This is a genomic window from Pseudomonas sp. H2_A10 (genome assembly GCF_054680085.1).
This window is the reverse complement of the sequence record NZ_CP162821.1, coordinates 280222-304218: the sequence shown is the minus strand read 5'-3', so window position 1 is coordinate 304218 and position 23997 is coordinate 280222. Positions and strand designations below refer to the sequence as shown.

The window sequence follows — 23997 nt, the reverse complement described above, 5'->3', positions numbered from 1 at the left end:
ATCTAAGGGGAATGGCGTAATGGCAACGGTAGACCGCTGGCTGCTGCCAGATGGCATCGAAGAAGTACTGCCACCGGAGGCGGCGCGCATTGAAGTAGCGCGTCGCCAGGTGTTGGATCTGTTCCAGAGCTGGGGTTACGAGTTTGTCGTGACCCCGCATATCGAGTACCTGGAATCCCTGCTGACCGGCGCGGGCCAGGACCTGGATCTGCGCACCTTCAAGGTCATCGACCCGCAGTCGGGCCGGCAAATGGGTTTCCGTGCCGACATCACGCCGCAAGTGGCGCGCATCGATGCGCACACCCTGCGTCGTGAAGGCCCGAGCCGCCTGTGCTACGCCGGCAGCGTGCTGCATGCTCAGCCGCGTGCCTTGTCGTCGTCCCGTAGCCCGATCCAGTTGGGCGCCGAGTTGTACGGCGACGCCAGCCCGAGCAGCGATGTCGAAGTGATCAGCTTGATGCTGGCCATGCTGCAACTGGCTGACGTACCGGATGTCCACATGGACCTGGGCCACGTCGGCATTTACCGTGGCCTGGCCCGTGCGGCCGGTTTGTCGGGTGAGGTTGAGCAACAGTTGTTCGATGCCCTGCAGCGCAAGGCTATCGATGAAGTCATCGCCCTGACCGAAGGCGTGCCGGCCGACCTGGCCGCTATGCTGCGGGCGCTGGTCAACCTGTGCGGCGGCCGCGAAGTGTTGGTGGCTGCACGCGAGCGCCTGGCGAATGCGCCGGCGCCGGTGCTGGCGGCACTCGACGACCTGCTGGCGATTGCCGAGCGATTGTCGGCACGTTTCCCGCAGTTGCCGTTGTACTTTGATTTGGGCGAGCTGCGCGGTTACCACTACCACACGGGTGTGGTGTTCGCGGTGTTCGTTCCGGGTGTTGGCCAAGCCATTGCCCAAGGTGGTCGTTATGACGATATCGGCGCTGACTTCGGTCGCGCGCGTCCGGCCACTGGTTTCTCCACCGATTTGAAAACCCTGGTGACCCTGGGGCGTGCTGAGGTCGAGCTGCCGTCTGGTGGCATTTGGATGCCCGACAGTACGGACGCGGCACTCTGGCAGCAGGTCTGCCAGTTGCGCAGTGAGGGTCAGCGTGTTGTGCAGGCCTTGCCTGGGCAACCATTGGCCGCCGCCCGTGAAGCGGACTGCGACCGGCAATTGATTCTGCAGAACGGGCTTTGGCAAGTATCGCCACTGGCTTCTTGAGTTTTCCTGCCGGCCATCGCCGGCACCAAGTTTGCGCGAATGAGGACAAGTGTTATGGGTAAGAATGTCGTAGTCCTGGGCACCCAATGGGGTGATGAGGGCAAAGGCAAGATCGTTGATCTGCTGACCGAACATGCTGCCGCCGTAGTGCGCTACCAAGGCGGCCACAACGCTGGCCACACGCTGGTTATCGATGGCGAAAAAACCGTCTTGCACCTGATCCCTTCGGGTGTCCTGCGCGAAGGCGTGCAGTGCCTGATCGGCAACGGCGTGGTGGTTGCACCGGATGCCCTGCTGCGCGAGATCACCAAGCTGGAAGAGAAAGGCGTACCGGTGCGTGAGCGCCTGCGTATCAGCCCGTCCTGCCCGCTGATCCTGTCCTTCCACGTTGCGCTGGACCAGGCCCGTGAAAAGGCGCGTGGCGAGCTGAAGATCGGCACCACCGGTCGTGGCATCGGCCCAGCCTACGAAGACAAGGTTGCGCGTCGTGGCCTGCGTGTAGGCGACTTGCTCAACATGCCGCGCTTTGAAGACAAGCTGCGTGAACTGGTGGACTACCACAACTTCATGCTGGTCGGTTACTACAAAGAGCCGGCCATCGAGTTCGACAAGACCCTGGCCGAGTGCAAGGAATACGCCGAGCTGCTCAAGCCGCTGATGCTGGACGTGACCGCCGAGCTGCACGACCTGCGTCGCGCCGGCAAGGACATCATGTTCGAGGGCGCCCAAGGTTCGTTGCTGGACATCGACCACGGCACCTACCCGTACGTGACCAGCTCCAACACCACCGCTGGCGGCGTGGCCACCGGTTCGGGCGTTGGCCCGATGTTCCTGGACTACATCCTGGGCATCACCAAGGCTTACACCACTCGCGTAGGTTCGGGTCCGTTCCCGACTGAGCTGTTCGACGAAGTCGGTGCGCACCTGGCCAAGCAAGGTCACGAGTTCGGCGCTACGACCGGTCGTGCCCGTCGTTGCGGCTGGTTCGATGCGGTTATCCTGCGTCGCGCTATCGATGTAAACAGCATCTCGGGCATCTGCCTGACCAAGCTGGACGTACTTGACGGCCTCGAAACCATCAATATCTGCGTCGGCTACAAAGACGCGCAAGGCAACAGTGTTGCGCCGACCGACGCTGACAGCTACGTGGGCCTGCAGCCTGTGTACGAAGAAGTGCCGGGCTGGAGCGAGTCGACCGTGGGTGCCAAGACCCTGGAAGAGCTGCCGGCCAACGCTCGTGCCTACATCAAACGCGTTGAAGAGCTGATCGGCGCGCCGATTGACATTATTTCGACGGGCCCGGACCGCAACGAAACCATCGTTCTGCGTCATCCGTTCGCTTAATAAGCTGTTGATGTAAAAAGGAAAGGGCTCCCTCGGGAGCCCTTTTTCGTTTCTGTTCGCCAAGCGGCACGACCCTTGCTGTAATTCCTTCTTTCGCGGTGCTATCAAATTAATGGCACCCGTGGTGGAGGGATTACCGATGTCTGCCGTTCTCTCATTGTTACAAAGCCGTCTGTTGCGGCCGGTGTTCGTTACCCTAGGTATCGCCCTTTTGGTGCAGGTGCTGGTGGCGGTGGCGCTGACTCGGAGCACTGTCACTGCGCTGGAGGCCGATTTAGGCGCTCGGCTGGGTGTCGATAGTCAGAAGCTGTCTGGCGAGTTGGCGCAGGCCGGCAAAGAAGTTACATCCAGCCTGGACAGCCTGTCCGCCAGCACGCGCCAGCGTCTGACCGCCGGGCTTTCCTCGCGCCTGCAGGAAGAGCAGAAGCAACTGCGCGCGACCTTGGAAAAAGACCTGCGAGACTCTGCCAATGACATGGCGCAACTGCTGGCCTCGGTGGCGCCTCGCGCCATGTGGGACAGCGATGTGCCGACACTGTCTGAGTTTGCCCGGCGTGCCCAGCGCAATCCTAACGTGCTGTTTGTGGTCTACGACGATGCGGCGGGCGAGCATTTGACCCGCTACCTGAACCGCGAAAACCCGATCAACAAGGCGTTGCTGGAAAAAGGCCAGGGCGACCGCGCCTTGGACAAGGTGCTCAATGCCGCGAAAAATGACCCTTCGGTGTTCTACGTCGAGGCGTCCATCAGCCCCAACGGCGTTGAGATCGGTAAGGTGCTTATGGGCGTGTCGACCGCGTCGGTGGAGGCTGACCTGCAGGCGCTGGACAAGCGTTTTGCCGCCCTGATCGCCAGCGGCGATCAACTGGTCGGCGACAGCCTCAAGGGGGCTGCCGCAGACAGTGCCGCCGCCATGGGCGCCCGCCTGCAGTCGGCGCAAGCCACCGCCACCCAGATGACCGCCAACACCACCGGTGCCGTGCAGGAGGCCGCCGGTACTTTGCGCTGGCGCATCGGCATGGGGCTGGCGGTGGTCGGTTTCGGCGTGTTGCTGCTGATCGCCGTCGTGCTCGGCCGTCGCGTAGTCAATCGCCTGAAGCTGCTGATTGCGGCCATGGACGACCTGGCGGCGGGCGAGGGCGACCTCACCAAGCGCGTGCAGATCAGCAGTAAGGATGAAATCGGCGATATGGCCTCGGCGGTCAATCGCTTTGTGGATAAGTTGCAGCCGATCGTGCGCGAGGCGGGCGATGTGGCCCAGCGTACCGGCGTGGAGATTGGCGCCATGACGCTGCGCAATGCGGGTGCCGATGCCGCGGCCGGCCTGCAGCGCGATGAAGTGGCCGAGAGCTTGCGTGCCCTTGAGCAGATGGCCGAGGAAGCCCAGGCCGAAAGCCATGCCATGCAGGCGGCCTTGCAGCAGGTCGTGGATATTCGCCAGGCCACGGATGAAAACTCACGCACCTCGGCCGAGGTCGGCAGTTTGATCGAAGCCTTGGCCGGGCAGGTCCAGGCCGGTTCTCAGGTGATCGAGCGTCTGGCCCAGCAAAGCGAACAGATCGAGGTGGTGCTGACGGTCATTCATGGCATTGCCGAGCAAACCAACTTGCTCGCGCTCAACGCAGCCATCGAGGCCGCGCGCGCCGGGGAAACCGGGCGCGGCTTTGCGGTGGTGGCGGACGAAGTGCGTGCGCTGGCGAGCAAGACCCAAAGCTCCACGGGCGATATCCAAGCGCATATCGTCGCGTTGCAACAGGGGGCGCGTGAAGCGGTGGAGACCATCGGCAAGGCCGGGCGCCAGGCCAGTGAAGGGTTATTGGTGCTGCGCGACAGCGTGCGGTTGCAGCAGACGGTGCAGGCCTCGGTGGAGCAGGTGCATGCGGCAATTGGTCTGGCGACGCGCGCGGCGGAGCATCAGGCTCAGGGCGCGCATGCGGTGCGTGGGCGGGTCGAGGTGATTCATGCCCAGGCTGAGCGCGCTGCCCAGGCGGTGGTGGAAACGACCGCCAGTGGCAAGGTGCTGGATGGCTTGGCGGCGCAGTTGAAGGCGAGTTTGGGGCAGTTCAGGGCTTAGCGGTGTCTGTGTCGGCCGCATCGGGAGCCAGTCGAATCGTCGCACCGCCCCTCCCACACCTGACCGGGTTTCATCTTTGGAATGAAGTCAAATGTGGGAGCAACTGTCTTGATGACCCTAACTTTGGCATCGCTTTTTAAGACAGCCAAGCTCCCACAGCTTCAAGCCGTGTGACCTTCAACCACACATCGCTGCAGATTCAGGCAGCGTGTTCTTTCCATTCGGCTCTATAACGCAGCATCGCGTTCAGCCTGACTAACAAAACACGCATGCATGCAATTAGCGCAACTTTTGCGCGTTTGCCTTTGTCGCGCAGTGCTTTATAGCGGGCCTGGAATTCAGGCTGTTCCCGGATGACAACCCAGCAGGCCATGTAGAGCGAGCGACGCACGGAAAACCTCCCGCCGCTAATGTGACGCGCACCTTGGTGTTTCCCACTGTCGTTGTTATACGGAGCGAGGCCCGCTAGCGCCGTGATCGGACGCCTGCCAATCTCGCCCAGCTCCGGCAGATATGCCATTAGGCTAGCCGCCGTAATGAGCCCGATGCCCTTAACTGAGCACAGGCGTTCGACTTTTTCGCGGTCTAGCCTGTTGGCGGTTTCGCGAATCAGCTGCTCTATCGCGTTCACAGCCTTGCTCAAGTAGTCGATATGGCTCTGCAACGCCGGTTTTACTACGTCGCAGGAGGCTGTTTTCAGGCGCCTTCTGTCATCGTCCCTCTGCTGAACAAAGTTCTCTCGCTGCTGGACTAACGCGCGCAACTCGTCATGTTCCGGGCTGGTGATTCGGCTGCTTGGTGAGTCGAGAACCGCTGCGAACTGCGCAAGAGACTTTGCGTCTATCGGGTCGGTTTTAGCGTGTTGCCCCATCGCCCTGGAAAAACTCTTGGCCCGACGGGGATTGACGCAGATGACATTAAGGCCCGCAGCCTGAAGCGCCTTCATGACTTTGCGCTCATAACCGCCAGTAGCCTCCAACACCACGCGTCCGACCTGGTGAAGCAATAGCCACCCAATCAACCCAGGGAAATCTTCTTCGGCGTTAGCGCAATTTACCCCAACGTCAACCTGATGAACTCGAGCTTCAAGGCTGTCCTTGGAAACATCAATGCCTGCTGGATAGGAAAACATAGCCAAACCCTCTTACACTAAAAGTGAGAGCGCTCTGGCTTGGCCCACGCTTGTAACTGTTCGAGGTGGGCTCGTTCAACTGTTCGGGCTCATGTCCAGAGCGGAGAAGTGAGTGGCAGCATGGGCTCCCACACGTGCTTTAAGCACTTCGGGCATTCAGCTTGCCACTCACCCTCTCACTCTCAGCTTAATCCCGTATCAAGACACAAGGGGGCTTGCTCCCGATAGCAATCTCAGCGGCTCAAATACATCCGCGTCGTGAGCAGGTAAACCGGCAACCCCGACACCAGAATCAACAACGCCGCATAAGGCGCCGCCGCCGCGAATTCTACATTCGAGGTATGCGCCCACACGGCCGTGGCCAAGGTGTTGAGCCCTGTCGGGCTGAGCAGCAAGGTTGCGGTCAGCTCCTTCATCGCATCCAGGAACACCAGCGCAAACGCCGCACCCAGCGCCGGGAAGATAATCGGCAAGGTCACGCGGCAAAACGCACTGAACGATGAGGCGCCGAGCGTGCGCGCCGCCTCTTCCAACTGCGGTGCCGCCTTGTTCAGCGCCGTGCGAATCGGCGCCTGGGCCAGCGGTAAAAACAACAGCGCGTAGGCGATCAGCAGGAGCGCCGACGTCTGGTACAGCGCGGGCACGTAATGCAGGGCGAAATACACCAGGGTCAGCGCAATAACCAGGCCGGGCAGGGCATGCAGCAGATACGGCAGGCGTTCGGCCCAGATCGCCAGTTGGCCCTTGTAGCGCACCACCAGCAACCCCACCGGCACCGCCAGCACCAGGCATAGCGCCGCGCCACCCAGCGATAGCGCCAGGGAGGACAGCAGTGCCTCGCTGATTTGCGCCACTGGAAACGCCGCCGACGACCCTACGGCCAACCAATAGCCGAGCATCCCCAGAGGAATGCCGCTGCCAATGATCGCCAGCGCGAGGCAATACGCCTGGCCCAACGGCGCCCACTTGCCCAGCTTGACCTGCCCGGCATGCCGTGCGGCACCCTGGCCGATGCGCACATGACGGCCTTTGCCCCGCACGCGCAGCTCCAGCCACAACAGGCTCAGGCACATCATCAGCAACACCGCCGAGAGCATCGCGGCGTTGGCATTGCTGAATTCCAGTTCGAATTGCTGATAGATCGCTGTGGTGAAGGTTTGCAGGCCAATAATCGACAAGGCGCCGAACTCGACCAGCATGTGCAGGGCAATCAGCAGCGCCCCGGCCACTAAGGACGGCCACAGCAACGGCAGCGTGATGCGCCGGAACACGCCCCAGCGATTCAGGCCCAGGGTGCGGGCGGATTCTTCCAGGGAGGGGTCAAGATTGCGCAGCGTCGCCGCTACCGGCAAAAACACCAACGGGTATTTGGACAGGCTCATCACCAGGATCGCCCCGCCCAGCCCTTCGAAGTTGGCGCTCAGCGACACCCAGGTAAAGCTGCTGATAAACGCCGGCACGGCAAACGGCAGGCATAGGATTACGCCCCAGATACGTCGCCCCGGCAGGTTGCTGCGCTCCAGCAACCAGGCCAGGGACAGCCCGATCACGCAGCAAGTCACCGTCACGCCGGCCATCAGCGCCAGGGTGTTGCGCAGCAGCCCGAATACATAAGGTCGCCACAACAAATGCACCGCCTCTGCCCAGCCTGCCTGCCAGGCTTTGAGCCCGACGTAGGCCAGCGGCAGCAGGCTCAAGCCAACCAGAAACAGCACGGGGAGCAGCAGCCAGATCGAGGGGCGTTTGCGTCGGGGGCTAAAACCCCCGCGCAGGGCGGGGGCGGGCAGCGATGGGTTCATCAGTTCAAGCCAACGTCACGTTCCAGCTCCAGCGCTTCTTCGGCGTTGCCCAGGTCTGCTGGCGTAACGTTGGGCGGTTGTAGTTCGCTGAACGGCTTGAGGCCACGGTTCGATTGCATGCCTTTGCGCAGCGGGTATTCCGCCGAGGTATTGGTAATCACGCGTTGGCCTTCTTCGCTGGCCATGAACGCCAGCAGTTGCTGGGCTTGCTGGGGGTGCTTGCTGGATTTCAGCGCGGCAGCGGACGACACGGTGATCAGGCCGCCGGCGTCGCCGTTGGTGAAGTAGTGCAGCTGCGAATCCAGATTGGTTTTTTCTTTCTTCAGGGCAAACCAGTAATAGTTGTTCACCAGGACGGTGGCCACTTCGCCATTCTCCACGGCTTTGAGAGCGACCATGTTGTTGCTGTACACCTTGCCGAAGGCGCGTAGACCGGTCAGCCATTCTTCAGCGGCTTCACGGCCGTGCAGCTTGATGATCGCCACGGCCTGTTCCTGGAACGCACCGCTGGTAGGCACGAAGCCAACTTTGCCTTGCCATTCGGGGCCGGCGAAATCCAGCACCGATTTGGGCAGGTCTTTCTCGGCAATCAATTTCGGGTTGAACGCCACCACGCGAGTGCGGGCGGTCACGCCCATCCAGTCGCCGTTGCGGCCGACGTAATCCTTGGGCAGTACATCGAGGGTGCCGGCGTCGATCTTGGCAAGCAGGCCTTGTTCGCCGAGTTTGTTCAGGGGTGGCGATTCTTCGGTATAGATCACGTCGGCGGGAGAGCGCTCGCCTTCTTCAACAACCTGGCTGGCGAGCTGGTTGCTGCTGCCTTTGCGCACATTGACGTGGATGCCGGTCTTGGCCTCGAAGGCCTTGGCGAGTTCGTCGCCGACTTCTTTGTGCTGGCCGTTGTACAGGGTCAGGGACACCTTGTCGGCAGAATGGGCGGCGGGCGAGAGCAGGGTCAGGCCGAGTAGAGTGATGGTCAGGCCACGCAGAAGGGATGTCTTGAGACGGGTATCGCGGATCATCATCCGGGGTTTTCCTCACTTGAGATGCAACAAATCATTGCAAGGATAAACGATAAAGTTTCTCAAGTGCGGCATGACTGCCCATGCGGGTAAGTTTTTTAAACCCCGGAAACGAAAAAACCCGCTTTCGCGGGTTTGATCTGAATTTGGTGCCCAGGAGAAGACTCGAACTTCCACGACCTTGCGATCACCAGCACCTGAAGCTGGCGTGTCTACCAATTTCACCACCTGGGCATTATCAAGCAACGTTGCCGCTGTTGATGGGGCGAACTATACGGCGGGCTTTTTGATCTGTAAACCCCTGATTCAAAAAAATAAATCGAGATTCTCGTTAAAAATCAAAGGCTTTAAACGAAAAAACCCGCTTTCGCGGGTTTGATCTGAATGTGGTGCCCAGAAGAAGACTCGAACTTCCACGGCCTTGCGGCCACCAGCACCTGAAGCTGGCGTGTCTACCAATTTCACCATCTGGGCAGTATCTTCAACGTTGCCGTCGTCGATGGCGCGCACTATACGGAGTGGATTTTTGGCTGTAAACCCCTTGCATTAAAAAAGCCTGGAAAATTTCGCCAATGGTCGTGCAACGTGTGCGCCGAGGGCGATAAAGCGCTTTTAAACGCTTGTTGATACCTGAAGTTTCCCGTTTCAATACGCGTATGCCAAACTAACCCGCATATAGACAAGGTGAAAACTCTCTAATGGCCGATTGGCAGTCCCTCGATCCCGAGGCCGCTCGTGAAGCGGAAAAATATGAAAACCCTATTCCTAGCCGCGAACTGATCCTGGCGCATCTCGCCGATCGGGGTTCGCCTGCTAGCCGTGAGCAGTTGGTTGAAGAATTCGGTCTGACCACCGAAGACCAACTCGAAGCCCTGCGCCGCCGTTTGCGTGCCATGGAGCGCGACGCTCAACTGATCTACACCCGTCGTGGCACCTATGCGCCGGTAGACAAGCTCGATCTGATCCTCGGCCGCATCGCCGGCCACCGTGACGGCTTTGGCTTCCTGATCCCGGACGACGGCAGCGACGACCTGTTCATGAGCCCGGCGCAAATGCGTCTGGTGTTCGATGGCGACCGTGCGTTGGCACGTGTTTCCGGCCTGGACCGTCGTGGTCGCCGTGAAGGCGTGATCGTCGAAGTGGTGTCCCGTGCCCACGAGTCTATTGTCGGCCGTTACTTCGAAGAAGGCGGTATCGGCTTTGTGGTGCCGGATAACCCGAAGGTGCAGCAGGAAGTGCTGATCACCCCGGGCCGCAATGGCGCCGCCAAGGTCGGCCAGTTCGTCGAGGTGAAAATCACCCACTGGCCAACCGCGCGCTTCCAGCCCCAGGGCGATATCGTTGAAGTGGTCGGCAACTACATGGCGCCGGGCATGGAAATCGACGTTGCCCTGCGCACCTACGATATTCCTCACGTCTGGCCTGAGGCCGTGCTCAAAGAAGCCGCCAAGCTCAAGCCTGAAGTCGAAGAGAAAGACAAAGAAAAACGCATCGACCTGCGCCATCTGCCGTTCGTCACCATCGACGGTGAAGATGCCCGCGACTTTGACGATGCGGTCTACTGCGAAGCCAAGCCCGGCAAGCTGCGCCTGTTCTCCGGCGGCTGGAAGCTATTCGTCGCGATTGCCGACGTGTCCAGCTACGTGAAGATCGGTTCGGCCCTGGATAACGAGGCCCAGGTGCGCGGCAACTCCGTGTACTTCCCTGAGCGCGTGATCCCGATGCTGCCTGAGCAGCTGTCCAACGGCCTGTGCTCGCTGAACCCGAAAGTCGACCGTTTGGCCATGGTGTGCGAGATGACCATCTCCAAAACCGGCGAAATGACCGACTACCAGTTCTACGAGGCGGTGATTCACTCCCAGGCGCGCCTGACCTACAACAAGGTCAGCACCATCCTGGAAACGCCGAAGACCAGCGAAGCCAAGGCCCTGCGTACCGAGTACGCCGGTGTCGTGCCGCACCTCAAGCAGCTTTATTCGCTGTACAAGGTGTTGCTGGGTGCCCGTCACGTGCGTGGCGCGATCGATTTTGAAACCCAGGAAACCCGGATTGTCTTCGGCTCCGAGCGCAAGATCGCCGCGATCACCCCGACCACCCGTAACGATGCGCACAAGCTGATCGAAGAGTGCATGCTGGCGGCCAACGTGGCCACTGCTGAATTCCTCAAGAAGCACGAGATTCCTGCGTTGTACCGCGTGCACGACGGCCCGCCGCCGGAGCGCCTGGAAAAACTGCGCGCCTTCCTCGGCGAGCTCGGCCTGTCCCTGCACAAAGGCAAGGAAGGCCCGACGCCGAAGGATTACCAGGCACTGCTGGCCAGCATCAAGGATCGTCCGGATTACCACGTGATCCAGACGGTGATGCTGCGCTCACTGAGCCAGGCGGTGTACAGCGCCGATAACCAAGGCCACTTCGGCCTGAATTACGAGGCGTACACCCACTTCACCTCGCCGATCCGTCGTTACCCGGACCTGCTCACGCACCGCGCGATCCGCAGCGTGATCCACTCCAAGCAGAACACCCCGCACGTCAAGCGCGCCGGTGCCATGACCATTCCGAAAGCGCGGATCTATCCGTACGACGAGGCGGCCCTGGAACAGTTGGGCGAGCAGTGCTCCATGAGCGAGCGCCGCGCCGACGAAGCCACCCGCGACGTGGTGAACTGGCTCAAGTGCGAGTTCATGAAAGACCGCGTGGGCGAATCGTTCCCTGGTGTGATCACCGCCGTGACCGGCTTTGGTTTGTTCGTCGAGCTGACCGATATCTACGTCGAGGGCCTGGTGCACGTCACCGCCTTGCCGGGTGATTACTACCACTTCGATCCCGTGCACCACCGCCTGGCGGGCGAGCGCACCGGTCGCAGCTTCCGCCTGGGCGACACGGTGGAAGTGCAGGTCATGCGCGTCGACCTCGACGAGCGCAAGATCGACTTCGGCATGCCTGACAAACCCGCCGAATCGCCGACGGGCCGTAAAAAGCGCGGCAGCGAAACCGCGGCGCCGGCGACCAAAGGTAAAGGTGCTCCTGCTAAAACCGCTGAGCCTGAACCGGCCAAGGCCGGTCGGCGTTCGTCGGCCAAGGACAAGGCCCCCGAAGCCTACCGCCCCAGCGACGCAGCGGCTAAAAATGCTGAATTGCGCAAAAGCCGCGAGTTGAAGCAGCAGTTGCTCAACGAAGCCAAAAGCGGTGGTAAAGCGGCGTCTGGGGGAAAGTCCCACGCGGCGGAAAAACCGTCGAGCAAACCCAGTAAGCATCGTAAAGGCCCGCCAAAAGCGGGTTCGGCCCCCGCGAAAAGCGGCGGGTCGCGCAAACCTAAGGCCAAGTCATGAGTCTGGAAAAAATCTACGGCGTGCATGCCGTAGAAGCACTGCTGCGTCACCACCCTAAACGCGTCAAGCAGGTGTGGTTGGCGGAAGGTCGCAGCGAGCCGCGCGTGCAAGCGCTGGTCGAACTGGCCAACCAGAACAAGGTTGCCATCGGCCAGGCCGAGCGCCGGGAAATGGACGTGTGGGTCGAAGGCGTTCACCAGGGCGTGGTCGCGGACGTCAGCCCGAGCCAGGTGTGGGGCGAAGCCATGCTCGACGAACTGCTCGACCGTACCGAAGGCGCGCCGCTGTTGTTGGTGCTGGACGGTGTGACCGACCCGCACAACCTCGGCGCCTGCCTGCGCTCGGCGGATGCGGCGGGTGCGCTGGCGGTGATCGTGCCTAAAGACAAGTCGGCAACCCTGACGCCGGTGGTGCGTAAAGTGGCCTGCGGTGCGGCGGAAGTGATTCCACTGGTCGCCGTGACCAACCTGGCGCGCACGTTGGAGAAACTCCAACAGCGCGGCCTGTGGGTCGTGGGTACGGCGGGGGAGGCCGAGGTCAGCATTTATGACCAGGACCTCACCGGGCCGACCATCCTGATCATGGGCGCCGAAGGCAAAGGCATGCGTCGCCTGACGCGTGAGCATTGCGACTACTTGGTGCACCTGCCGATGGCCGGTAGCGTCAGCAGCCTGAACGTGTCGGTTGCGACCGGCGTGTGCTTGTTTGAAGCCCAGCGTCAGCGTGGCGCCAAGGCCAAGGCCAAGAAGTAATCAGGCTTGGCATGGATCCAACCTGTGGGAGGGGCAAGCCCCTCCCACAGTTGTTTCTGGGGTGTCTGAGAGATTGTTCAAATAATCACCAATCACCTTGCGCCCTTTCTCCCCCTTCTCTACAATTGCGCCCCTTGCCCACTCGGCAGGCACGCATGTGCCTCCCTTGCGGCAAGATCCATAAGTGTCATTCACTCCTTGTCTGACCGTTTTTGAGCGGCAGGCTACAACCCGTAAGGAGCATTCATGCGTCATTACGAAATCATCTTTTTGGTCCACCCGGATCAAAGCGAGCAAGTCGGCGGCATGGTTGAGCGTTACACCAAGCTGATCGAAGAAGACGGCGGCAAAATCCACCGTCTGGAAGATTGGGGCCGTCGTCAACTGGCCTACGCAATCAACAATGTTCACAAGGCTCACTACGTGATGCTGAACGTTGAGTGCACCGGCAAGGCCCTGGCCGAGCTGGAAGACAACTTCCGCTACAACGATGCAGTGATCCGTAACCTGGTCATCCGTCGCGAAGAAGCCGTTACCGGCCAATCCGAGATGCTCAAGGCTGAAGAAAACCGCAGTGAGCGCCGTGAGCGTCGCGACCGTCCTGAGCACGAAGGCGCTGATAGCGCTGACAGTGATGACAGCGACAGCAGCGATAACGCTGACGAGTAATCCACGGACCTTATTAAGGAGCCTATCAAATGGCACGTTTCTTCCGTCGTCGTAAGTTTTGCCGCTTCACCGCTGAAGAAGTGAAGGAGATCGATTACAAAGATCTCAACACTCTGAAAGCCTACGTATCCGAGACCGGCAAAATTGTTCCAAGCCGTATCACCGGTACCAAAGCACGTTATCAGCGTCAGCTGGCCACCGCTATCAAGCGCGCCCGCTTCCTGGCCCTGCTGGCCTACACCGACAGCCACGGCCGCTGAGACCGGGCAGTCGACAAGTAGTAAGGGATTGAATGCATGCGCGCCTTAGCTGAGTTCATCATGCGCGGCCGTATGCAGGCCACTCTGGTAGTGGCTGGCTGTGCGGCATTGCCGTTGCTTTATTGGTTGGGTGCCGCCGCGGGTTGCCTTGTGCTGCTGCGGCGCGGTTTGAAGGACGCCCTTGGCGTTCTTGCCCTGGGTTTGTTGCCGGCCTTGATCTGGTGGCTGCAAATGGGTGATCCACGGGTACTTCTGGTACTGCTGGGGTCATCGAGCCTTGCGTTGGTTTTGCGCGCAAGTGAGTCCTGGGTCCGTACGCTGCTGGTCAGCGTGGCATTGGGGTTGGTGTACTCAGTGATGCTTGGCGCGGCTTTCCGCCCGCAAATCGAGGCGCTGGCGCAGGAGATCGTCAAGATCCTGCCGCTGGCCCTCGGGGATCTCTACCAGCAATTATCGGTAGATGAGCGAGCGCGGTTTGCGTCACTGATTGCCCCGGTCCTGACCGGCCTGATTGCGGCTTTGTTGCAGGTCGTCAGCGTGCTGAGCCTGATTCTTGGGCGTTATTGGCAGGCGTTGTTGTACAACCCGGGTGGTTTTGGTCGCGAGTTTCGCGGTATCAGAATCCCCGCGGGGCCGGCGATGTTGCTGCTGGCGTGCATGGTTGTCGGGCCGAACTTCGGCCCACAGATGGCCTTGCTGGCGCCGATTTGCAGCGTACCGCTGGTGTTTGCCGGGTTGGCCCTGATCCATGGGCTCGTTGCGCGCAAGCGCCTGGCCAGGTTCTGGCTGGTGGGGTTGTACGTCACGCTGTTGCTGTTCATGCAGCTGATCTATCCGTTACTCGTGGTTCTGGCCATTGTCGACGGCCTGATTGATTTTCGCGGTCGTCTGGCGCCGAAAGACGCCGATAACGCGAACGGTGAAGGTTAAAAGTTAGAGGATTTTCACATGCAACTGATCCTTCTGGAAAAAGTCGCCAACCTGGGCAACCTGGGCGACAAAGTGAACGTTAAGGCCGGTTACGGTCGTAACTACCTGCTGCCATACGGCAAAGCCACCGCTGCAACCGCTGCCAACCTGGCTGCGTTTGAAGAGCGTCGTGCCGAGCTGGAAAAAGCAGCAGCAGACAAGAAAGCTTCGGCCGAAACTCGCGCTGCCCAACTGGCTGAGCTGGAAGTGACTATCACTGCCACCGCTGGTGACGAAGGCAAGCTGTTCGGTTCGATCGGCACCCACGACATCGCTGATGCACTGACCGCCTCCGGCGTTGAAGTGCAGAAGAGCGAAGTTCGTCTGCCGAACGGCACCATCCGCAACGTAGGCGAATTCGACGTAGCCGTGCACCTGCACGCCGAAGTTGAAGCCACCGTACGCGTTGTCGTGGTAGCAGCTTAAGCAGCACCTAACTGGCTGGCACCTCGCGTGTCAGCCGGTTAACATCGGGCACGATCCTGTTTACAGGTCGTGCCTTTTGTTTTTCTACAATCCCCAAATTCCAAGTGGCCATGAACGATATTTCAGCTCCTGAGCAATACGATCTGCAAACCGCTGCCCTGAAGGTGCCGCCGCATTCCATCGAGGCCGAACAGGCCGTGCTCGGTGGCTTGATGCTGGACAACAACGCCTGGGAACGCGTGTTGGATCAAGTCTCGGACGGTGACTTCTATCGCCATGACCACCGCCTGATTTTCCGCGCCATCGCCAAGCTGGCCGACCAGAACTCACCGATCGACGTGGTGACCCTGGCCGAGCAGTTGGACAAAGAGGGTCAGACCTCCCAGGTCGGCGGCCTCGGCTACCTCGGTGAGCTGGCAAAAAACACGCCGTCCGTCGCCAACATCAAGGCCTATGCCCAGATCGTGCGCGAGCGGGCCACTCTGCGCCAATTGATCGGCATCAGCACCGAAATCGCCGACAGTGCCTTCAACCCCGAGGGCCGCACCGCCGCCGAGATTCTCGACGAGGTCGAGCGCCAGATCTTCCAGATCGCCGAAGCACGCCCGAAAACCGGCGGCCCGGTCAGCGTCAACGACCTGTTGACCAAGGCCATCGATCGCATCGACACCCTGTTCAACACCGACAACGCGATCACCGGTATTTCCACCGGCTACACGGACCTCGATGAGAAGACCAGCGGCCTGCAGCCGTCCGACTTGATCATCGTCGCCGGCCGTCCATCCATGGGTAAGACCACCTTTGCGATGAACCTGGTGGAAAACGCGGTGTTGCGCAGCGACAAGACAGTCCTGGTGTACTCCCTGGAGATGCCAGGTGAATCGCTGATCATGCGTATGCTTTCGTCCCTCGGCCGTATCGACCAGACCAAGGTGCGTGCCGGTCGCCTCGAAGACGATGACTGGCCACGCCTGACCTCGGCGGTCAACCTGCTCAATGACCGCAAGCTGTTTATCGATGATACGGCGGGCATCAGCCCCTCCGAGATGCGCGCGCGTACCCGTCGCCTGGTGCGTGAGCACGGCGACATCGCCCTGATCATGATCGACTACCTGCAATTGATGCAGATCCCAGGTTCCAGCGGTGACAACCGTACCAACGAAATTTCCGAGATCTCCCGGTCGCTGAAAGCCCTGGCCAAGGAGTTCAACTGCCCGGTGGTGGCGCTGTCCCAGCTCAACCGTTCCCTGGAGCAACGTCCCAACAAGCGTCCGGTGAACTCCGACTTGCGTGAATCCGGAGCGATCGAGCAGGACGCCGACGTGATCATGTTCGTGTACCGCGACGAGGTGTATCACCCCGAAACGGAACACAAAGGCATTGCCGAGATCATCATCGGCAAGCAGCGTAACGGCCCGATTGGCTTTATCCGCCTGGCATTCATCGGTAAGTACACGCGTTTCGAGAACCTGGCGCCGGGCAGTTACAACTTCGACGACGACGAATAATCCGTCTATTCAATTCCGACCATTACCGTCGGAATTGGTCAAAATTTGTGCTATATTCCGCGCCCGCGATTTTTCATCTCAACACCGGTCACCGTCATGCAAACAGCCAAGCCGTTATTTGACTATCCCAAGTACTGGGCCGAATGTTTCGGTCCTGCGCCATTCCTGCCCATGAGCAGGGAGGAGATGGATCAGCTTGGCTGGGATTCGTGCGACATCATCATCGTCACCGGTGATGCCTACGTTGACCACCCCTCGTTCGGCATGGCGATCATCGGCCGGCTGCTGGAGTCCCAGGGCTTTCGCGTCGGGATCATTGCCCAGCCGAACTGGCAGTCCAAAGACGATTTCATGAAGCTTGGCGAGCCCAACCTGTTCTTTGGCGTCGCGGCCGGCAACATGGACTCGATGATCAACCGCTACACCGCCGACAAGAAAATCCGTTCCGACGACGCCTACACCCCCGGCGGCATGGCCGGCAAGCGCCCGGACCGTGCGAGCCTGGTGTACAGCCAGCGCTGCAAGGAAGCCTACAAGAATGTGCCGATCGTACTCGGCGGCATCGAAGCGTCCCTGCGTCGCATTGCCCACTACGACTACTGGCAGGACCGCGTGCGCAACTCGATCCTGATCGACGCCACCGCCGATATCCTGCTGTACGGCAACGCCGAGCGGGCCATTGTCGAAGTTGCCCAGCGCCTGTCGTGGGGCCACAAGATCGAAGACATCACCGACGTGCGCGGTACCGCATTCATTCGCCGGGACACGCCGGCGGGCTGGTATGAGGTGGACTCCACGCGTATCGACCGTCCGGGCAAGATCGACAAGATCATCAACCCGTACGTCAACACCCAGGACACCCAGGCTTGCGCTATCGAGCAAGAGAAGGGGCCTGTTGATGACCCGGAAGAAGCCAAGGTCGTACAGATCCTGGCCAGCCCGCGCATGACCCGTGACAAGACCGTGATCCGCCTGCCGTCGGTGGAAAAGGTCCGTGGCGACGCGGTGCTCTACGCCCACGCCAACCGCGTGCTGCACCTGGAAACCAACCCAGGCAACGCCCGTGCCCTGGTGCAAAAGCACGGTGAAGTGGATGTGTGGTTCAACCCGCCGCCCATCCCGATGACCACCGAAGAAATGGACTACGTGTTCGGCATGCCTTACGCACGTGTTCCGCACCCGGCGTACGGCAAGGAAAAGATCCCGGCCTACGACATGATCCGCTTCTCGGTGAACATCATGCGGGGCTGCTTCGGCGGCTGCACCTTCTGCTCGATCACCGAGCACGAAGGCCGCATTATCCAGAACCGTTCCGAAGAATCGATCATTCGCGAAATCGAAGAGATCCGCGACAAAGTACCCGGCTTCACCGGGGTGATCTCCGACCTCGGCGGCCCGACCGCGAACATGTACCGCATCGCCTGCAAGAGCCCGGAAATCGAATCCGCGTGCCGCAAGCCGTCCTGCGTGTTCCCCGGCATCTGCCCGAACCTGAACACCGACCATTCGTCGCTGATCCAGCTGTACCGCAGCGCCCGTGCGTTGCCGGGTGTGAAGAAGATCCTGATCGCTTCCGGCCTGCGCTACGACCTGGCCGTCGAGTCGCCGGAATACGTGAAAGAGCTGGTGACCCACCACGTCGGTGGTTACCTCAAGATCGCCCCGGAACACACCGAGGAAGGTCCGCTCAACCAGATGATGAAACCGGGCATCGGCAGCTATGACAAGTTCAAGCGCATGTTCGAGAAGTACACCAAGGAAGCGGGCAAAGAGCAGTACCTGATCCCCTACTTCATCGCCGCCCACCCTGGCACCACCGATGAAGACATGATGAACCTGGCCCTGTGGCTCAAGGGCAACGGTTTCCGTGCCGACCAGGTGCAGGCGTTCTACCCGTCGCCGATGGCCACCGCCACCGCGATGTATCACTCGGGCAAGAACCCGCTGCGCAAGGTCACCTACAAGAGTGACGCGGTCACCATCGTCAAGAGCGAGGAGCAGCGCCGCCTGCACAAGGCGTTCCTGCGTTACCACGACCCCAAAGGCTGGCCAATGCTGCGTGAAGCGCTGACCCGCATGGGCCGTGCCGACCTGATCGGCCCGGGCAAGGACCAGTTGATCCCGCTGCACCAGCCGAGCACCGACAGCTACCAGAGCGCCCGTCGCAAGAACTCGACGCCGGCCGGCAGCCACAAGGTCGCCAAGGAAACCACCACTAAAATCCTCACCCAGCACACCGGTTTGCCGCCTCGTGGCAGCGACGGCAGCAACCCGTGGGACAAGCGTGAACAAGCCAAGGCCGCCGCGCAGGCACGTAACAAACAGGCGGCCAAAGAGCGCAGCGATGCGGCCAAGGGTAAAGGCGGCAAGCCGGCGCGCAAGCCGGTTGTACCGCGTTGATCGCCGCTTGAATATGCAGAACGCCAGCCTTGAGCTGGCGTTTTGCTGTGTGGCGAGTGGGTAGCCTGTTTGCTAAGGTGGCGCCCATTAGATCGCCATCGGGAGCAAGCCCCCTCCCACACGTGTTGCGTGAATACATTCAAAATGTGGGAGGGGGCTTGCCCCCGATAGCATCAGCCCAGTCACCACCCCCTTCAAGGAAGAGCACCCCAATGAGCAACCCCCTGCTCAACATCGGCATGGACTCCAACCGCTCCCAGTTCATGGCGCGCCAGCGCATCGAAAGCCAGATCAACCTGCCACGCCTGTTTGCGGCCATTGATGCTGACCCGGCCATCGTGGGGGCGGGCGTCGTGTATATCGACGCCGATTTCAACGTGGTCACCCTGCGTGAATTCCAGCCGATCTGCAGCATTGCCCCCAAGCGCATTATTTTGCGTGAAGCGCAGAAGTACATTGCCCCGGCGCAGTTTGCGCAACAGGTCCAGGACAACCCTCGCGAATCGCGCCTCGTGGGAGAGGCGATCAATACGTCCCTGTCCTGCGCAGGCGCGATCATCGGTTGGATCGTCGTGCTCAGCGGTACCGTCGCCGTGCCGTTCACGGCGGGCGCCAGCAGCGTGATCACGGCCATCGGCTATACCGCCGCCACGGCCAGCACGCTGCAGTGTTTTGCCAGTGGTTATCGCGTCAGCAATGAGATCAGTGACCCCTCCAAAAACGACAAGCTCGACAGCTCGGAGTGGTATCAGTACACGATGATCGCGCTGGATGCGGCGTCCTTGATCGGGGTCGGGGCATCGACGTTGACCACGATAAAGCTGGTGCGGCTGAACCAGGCCACCACCGGCAAAAGCGTGCGGGAGGTATTGCGAGGATTGAACCGGCAAGAGCGCGCCAAGCTCACCAAGGAACTGCTCAGCATCCAGGACCCGCGCATGACCGCCAAAATGCTCAAGTTGAAGCAACTGTCCGGCGAGGCGACCAAGCGTTTCACCCCCGCCCAGGTCAAGCATGCAACGGTGACCCAGATACAGGATGCCCTGGGCGCGGCCATCGGCTTCACCGGCAGTGCAATCTCGGGGAACGTACGCACCATTGCCGTGGGACTGTATGAGGAAATGAGCAATGAATGAGCTACCCGGTATTCGCAGTTTTCTGGCGCAGTACTTCCCGGTCTTCATGGGGGCGATTTTGGCGGCGGTGTTCAGCCTGGTATTCGCGGTGCCACTGATTTTCGACAGTTATTTCCCGCGCTTGCCGATGGACGACAACCTCAAGTATTCCTTCCTGGGTGGCCTCGCGCTGACGTGGGGCATCGTGCAGTGCAATTTCATGATCGCGCGCGGGCGGCCGCAATGGGTATGGCCGCTGGTGATGTTGCTTGCGCTCTGTGTTCTGGGGGTGCTGCCCACCATCGCGTTTGGTCCGCATCCGCTTTCCTATGGCTTGAGCCTGCTGTTCCCGCTGTTGGGGTTGCTGCTGCTCAACAGTAAGCGTCACCGCGAAATGCGCCAGAAACTGGTTGAAGTGAGGCGGCTGCGCCAAGCCATCATCGCCACACACAAAGCACGCTAGATGGGTAGATTCGCCACCCTGCGCCACAAATATGTGCAGCTCTTGCACCATGGCACGTACATTGGCGCCGTTTTGGTGCTGTACTGCAGCGGGTCTTACGATAACGCGCAATGATCGCCGCTCTGGCATAAGTCTTGCGCACGTTGTGTCCATGCCCTGGCTCGCAGGAGGCCGCCGTGTCGATTCATGTCGCGTTGCACCACGTTACGCATTACCGCTACGACCGCGCTGTTGAACTCGGCCCACAAATCGTGCGTTTACGCCCAGCGGCTCATAGCCGTACGCGGATTTTGTCCTACGCACTCAAAGTGCTGCCCGAGCAGCACTTCATCAACTGGCAGCAAGACCCCCAGGGCAATTACCTGGCGCGCCTGGTTTTTCCGGAAAAGACCGATCAACTGCGTATCGAAGTCGACCTGGTCGCCGAGATGGCGGTGTTCAACCCGTTCGACTTTTTCCTTGAGCCTTACGCCGAGAAAATCCCCTTCAGCTACGCCGCCGATGAGCAACGTGAGTTGGCGCCGTACCTGGAAACCCTGCCGCTGACCCCGAAATTCGCCGCCTACCTGGCCGGTATCGACCGTACGCCGTTGCCCGCCGTGGACTTTCTGGTGGGCCTCAACCAGCGCCTGGCCGCCGATATCGGTTACCTGATCCGCATGGAACCGGGCGTGCAAACCCCGGAATTCACCCTGGAAAACGCCTCCGGCTCGTGCCGCGACTCGGCGTGGTTGCTGGTGCAACTGCTGCGCAACCTGGGCTTGGCGGCGCGGTTTGTGTCGGGCTACCTGATTCAACTGACCGCCGACGTCAAAGCCCTTGATGGCCCGTCCGGCACCGAAGTGGACTTCACCGACCTGCATGCCTGGTGCGAAGTGTATTTGCCCGGTGCCGGCTGGATCGGCCTGGACGCCACGTCCGGCTTGTTTGCCGGTGAAGGGCATATCCCGTTGGCCTGTAGCCCTGACCCATCGTCCGCCGCACCGATCAGTGGGCTGGTGGAACCGTGCGAGTGCGAATTTACCCACGAAATGTCGGTGGAGCGGATCTGGGAAGCCCCTCGGGTGACCAAGCCCTACACCGAGGAACAATGGCTGGCGATCCAGGCCCTGGGCCGGCAGATCGATGGCGACCTGCTCAAGGACGACGTACGCCTGACCATGGGCGGCGAACCGACCTTCGTGTCCATCGACGACCCCGACGGCGCCGAATGGAACACCGCGGCCCTCGACCCGGACAAACGTCGCCTGTCGGCCGAGCTGTTCCAGCGCATGCGCCAGCACTATGCGCCCAAGGGCCTGGTGCATTTCGGCCAGGGCAAGTGGTACCCCGGCGAGCAACTGCCGCGCTGGTCGCTCAACTGCTACTGGCGCCGCGACGGCGTGCCGATCTGGCACAACAGCGCGTTGATTGCCGATGAACAACAAGACTACGGCGCCGATGGGGTGATGGCCGGGCGCTTCCTGGCCAGCGTCGCCGAGCGCCTCAAACTGCCGGCGCGCTTTGTGTTCCCGGCTTTCGAAGACAATTTCTACTACCTGTGGCGTGAAGGCGCGCTGCCGCACAACGTCACCGCCCAAGAACCGCGCCTGAGCGATGACCTGGAGCGCGCGCGCCTGCGCAAAGTGTTCAGCCAGGGGCTGGATAAAGTCATCGGTCAAGTGTTGCCGTTGGCGCGCACGGCGGCCAATGACCGTTGGCAAAGCGGCCGCTGGTACCTGCGCGACAATCACTGCCGCCTGGTGCCGGGGGATTCGCCGCTGGGCTATCGCCTGCCGCTGGCGTCGCAGCCATGGGTGACGGCGGCGGAATATCCGTTTGTGCATCCCACTGACCCGAACCAGGAGCAGCCGCCGCTGCCCACCACCGCGCAACTGCAAAGCCACGGTGAGCCTGCGCCCAGTGAAGACCGCGTGCCAGAGGTGGACGAGTCCGCCGATTGGCTGACCCGCACCGCGCTGTGCGCTGAAGCACGGGAAGGGCGCCTGTACCTGTTTATGCCGCCCTTGGAGCGGGTCGAAGATTACCTGGAGCTGGTGGCTGCCATCGAGGCCACCGCTGAGGAGTTGCACTGCCCGGTGCTGCTGGAAGGCTATGAACCGCCGTTCGATATGCGCTTGAGCAACTTCCGGATCACGCCGGACCCCGGTGTGATCGAGGTCAACGTGCAGCCGTCCGCCACCTGGGACGAGTTGGTCGAGCGCACCGAGTTCCTCTATGAAGAGGCTCGGCAAACCCGCCTGACCACAGAGAAGTTCATGATCGACGGGCGCCACACCGGCACCGGTGGCGGTAACCACTTTGTACTCGGCGGCGCCACGCCCAAGGACTCGCCGTTCCTGCGTCGCCCCGACTTGCTGCGCAGTTTGATCAGCTACTGGCATAACCATCCGTCGCTGTCTTACCTGTTTTCCGGCTTGTTTATCGGCCCGACCTCCCAGGCGCCACGGGTGGATGAAGCGCGTAACGATGCGTTGTATGAGCTGGAAATCGCCTTTGCACAGATGCCCGCCCCCGGTGAAGACTGCCCCCCTTGGTTGGTGGACCGCCTGTTGCGCAACCTGCTCATCGACGTGACGGGCAACACCCACCGCGCCGAATTCTGCATCGACAAGCTCTACTCGCCCGACGGCGCCACAGGCCGCTTGGGCCTGCTGGAACTGCGTGCCTTTGAAATGCCGCCCCATGCGCGCATGAGCCTGACCCAGCAGCTGCTGCTGCGGGCGCTGGTCGCGCGCTTCTGGCGTGAACCCTATGCACCGCCGACATTGGCACGCTGGGGCACCGAGCTGCATGACCGTTTCCTGCTGCCGCACTTTATCGAGCAGGATTTCGCCGACGTCATTGTCGAACTCAACGCCGCCGGCTACCCGCTGCGCGCCGAGTGGTTTGCCGCGCACCTGGAGTTCCGTTTTCCCAAGATCGGCGACTACGCCGTCAGCGGCATCGAACTGGAACTGCGCCAGGCCCTTGAACCTTGGCATGTCCTGGGCGAGGAGGGCGCAGTGGGCGGCACGGTGCGGTATGTGGACTCGTCGCTGGAGCGCCTGCAAGTCAAGCTCAGCGGCCTGGCGCCGCAACGTTATCTGCTGACCTGCAACGGCATCCCGGTGCCGCTGCAACCCACCGGCCGTGTAGGTGAGTTTGTCGCCGGTGTGCGCTATCGCGCCTGGCAACCGGCCAACTGCCTGCAACCGACCATCCCGGTGCACGCGCCGTTGGTGTTCGACCTGCTGGACACCTGGATGCAACGCTCCTTGGGCGGCTGCCAGTACCACGTCGCGCACCCGGGCGGGCGCAATTACGACAGCTTGCCGGTGAATGCCAACGGAGCCGAGAGCCGGCGGCAGGAGCGGTTCTTCCGGTTGGGGCATACGCCTGGAAAGCTGCCGGTGCCAAACCTGGAGATTAATGACGAGCTGCCGATGACTCTGGATCTACGACGTTTTCCCAATAAAAAAGACTGAATGCGACCACAGCGGATTTGCAGTGTTTGTTAGGTTAATCTGAGCCCCTTTGCCTCTGCCC

Annotated in this window: 16 protein-coding genes, 2 tRNA genes and 2 pseudogenes; 15 read left to right on the top strand and 5 right to left on the bottom strand. The window is 61.0% G+C overall.

Annotated features, from left to right (window positions below):
* Positions 1–19 precede the first annotated feature (19 nt).
* The 4 genes and pseudogenes from AB4O23_RS01445 to AB4O23_RS01430 all read left to right on the top strand — a co-directional run.
* Positions 20–1207 (top strand): ATP phosphoribosyltransferase regulatory subunit, encoded by a 1188-nt coding sequence (locus AB4O23_RS01445; RefSeq protein ID WP_017526417.1) that lies wholly within the window; start codon positions 20–22, stop codon positions 1205–1207.
* A 54-nt stretch (positions 1208–1261) separates the two neighbouring features.
* A complete protein-coding gene (locus AB4O23_RS01440) occupies positions 1262–2551 on the top strand; it encodes an adenylosuccinate synthase (protein WP_065879441.1) in 1290 nt (429 codons plus the stop codon).
* A 112-nt stretch (positions 2552–2663) separates the two neighbouring features.
* Positions 2664–3719: pseudogene (locus tag AB4O23_RS01435) on the top strand (methyl-accepting chemotaxis protein); the annotation flags it as partial.
* A gap of 390 nt (positions 3720–4109) precedes the next feature.
* A pseudogene (locus tag AB4O23_RS01430) lies at positions 4110–4625 on the top strand (methyl-accepting chemotaxis protein); the annotation flags it as partial.
* Between the two features lie 199 nt (positions 4626–4824).
* On the opposite strand, the gene AB4O23_RS01425 reads toward AB4O23_RS01430, so the two are convergent.
* The 5 genes from AB4O23_RS01425 to AB4O23_RS01405 form a co-directional block, all read right to left on the bottom strand.
* Entirely contained in the window at positions 4825–5757 is a 933-nt protein-coding gene (locus AB4O23_RS01425; RefSeq protein WP_068931592.1) for an IS110 family transposase, read from the bottom strand.
* Positions 5758–5990: 233 nt separating this feature from the next.
* Complete coding sequence (locus tag AB4O23_RS01420; RefSeq protein ID WP_065879440.1) at positions 5991–7556, bottom strand: ABC transporter permease; 1566 nt, start codon at positions 7554–7556, stop codon at positions 5991–5993.
* On the bottom strand, positions 7556–8581 hold the full coding sequence (locus AB4O23_RS01415) for an extracellular solute-binding protein (protein ID WP_017526413.1): 1026 nt from the start codon (positions 8579–8581) through the stop codon (positions 7556–7558). The genes AB4O23_RS01420 and AB4O23_RS01415 overlap by 1 nt, the downstream gene beginning before the upstream one ends.
* A 144-nt stretch (positions 8582–8725) precedes the next feature.
* A tRNA-Leu gene (locus AB4O23_RS01410) sits at positions 8726–8812 on the bottom strand.
* Between the two features lie 153 nt (positions 8813–8965).
* A tRNA-Leu gene (locus AB4O23_RS01405) sits at positions 8966–9052 on the bottom strand.
* A 224-nt stretch (positions 9053–9276) separates the two neighbouring features.
* On the opposite strand from AB4O23_RS01405, the gene rnr reads away from it, so the two are divergent.
* From rnr to AB4O23_RS01350, 11 genes are all read left to right on the top strand, one after another.
* Entirely contained in the window at positions 9277–11907 is a 2631-nt protein-coding gene (gene rnr, locus AB4O23_RS01400) for a ribonuclease R (RefSeq protein ID WP_065879438.1), read from the top strand.
* Positions 11904–12659, top strand: a complete 756-nt coding sequence (rlmB, locus tag AB4O23_RS01395) for a 23S rRNA (guanosine(2251)-2'-O)-methyltransferase RlmB (protein WP_003217493.1) — start codon at positions 11904–11906, stop codon at positions 12657–12659. Before rnr ends, rlmB begins: the two co-directional genes overlap by 4 nt.
* A 246-nt stretch (positions 12660–12905) precedes the next feature.
* Complete coding sequence (gene rpsF, locus AB4O23_RS01390; protein ID WP_003171371.1) at positions 12906–13328, top strand: 30S ribosomal protein S6; 423 nt, start codon at positions 12906–12908, stop codon at positions 13326–13328.
* 29 nt (positions 13329–13357) lie between these two features.
* Positions 13358–13588, top strand: coding sequence for a 30S ribosomal protein S18 (rpsR, locus tag AB4O23_RS01385; RefSeq protein WP_003171373.1), 231 nt, complete (start codon positions 13358–13360; stop codon positions 13586–13588).
* 36 nt (positions 13589–13624) lie between these two features.
* Complete coding sequence (locus AB4O23_RS01380; RefSeq protein ID WP_017526411.1) at positions 13625–14518, top strand: YybS family protein; 894 nt, start codon at positions 13625–13627, stop codon at positions 14516–14518.
* 18 nt (positions 14519–14536) lie between these two features.
* Positions 14537–14983, top strand: a complete 447-nt coding sequence (gene rplI, locus AB4O23_RS01375; RefSeq protein ID WP_003171376.1) for a 50S ribosomal protein L9 — start codon at positions 14537–14539, stop codon at positions 14981–14983.
* A gap of 110 nt (positions 14984–15093) precedes the next feature.
* Positions 15094–16491 (top strand): replicative DNA helicase, encoded by a 1398-nt coding sequence (gene dnaB, locus AB4O23_RS01370; RefSeq protein ID WP_460085337.1) that lies wholly within the window; start codon positions 15094–15096, stop codon positions 16489–16491.
* A gap of 96 nt (positions 16492–16587) precedes the next feature.
* Complete coding sequence (locus AB4O23_RS01365) at positions 16588–18891, top strand: YgiQ family radical SAM protein (RefSeq protein ID WP_017526409.1); 2304 nt, start codon at positions 16588–16590, stop codon at positions 18889–18891.
* Between the two features lie 212 nt (positions 18892–19103).
* Complete coding sequence (locus tag AB4O23_RS01360) at positions 19104–20027, top strand: hypothetical protein (RefSeq protein ID WP_017526408.1); 924 nt, start codon at positions 19104–19106, stop codon at positions 20025–20027.
* Positions 20020–20469, top strand: coding sequence for a hypothetical protein (locus AB4O23_RS01355; RefSeq protein ID WP_135196324.1), 450 nt, complete (start codon positions 20020–20022; stop codon positions 20467–20469). The genes AB4O23_RS01360 and AB4O23_RS01355 overlap by 8 nt, the downstream gene beginning before the upstream one ends.
* A 176-nt stretch (positions 20470–20645) precedes the next feature.
* The gene (locus AB4O23_RS01350) at positions 20646–23936 is read left to right on the top strand and encodes a transglutaminase family protein (RefSeq protein ID WP_460147416.1); all 3291 of its coding nucleotides are present in this window, start codon (positions 20646–20648) and stop codon (positions 23934–23936) included.
* Positions 23937–23997: the final 61 nt, after the last annotated feature.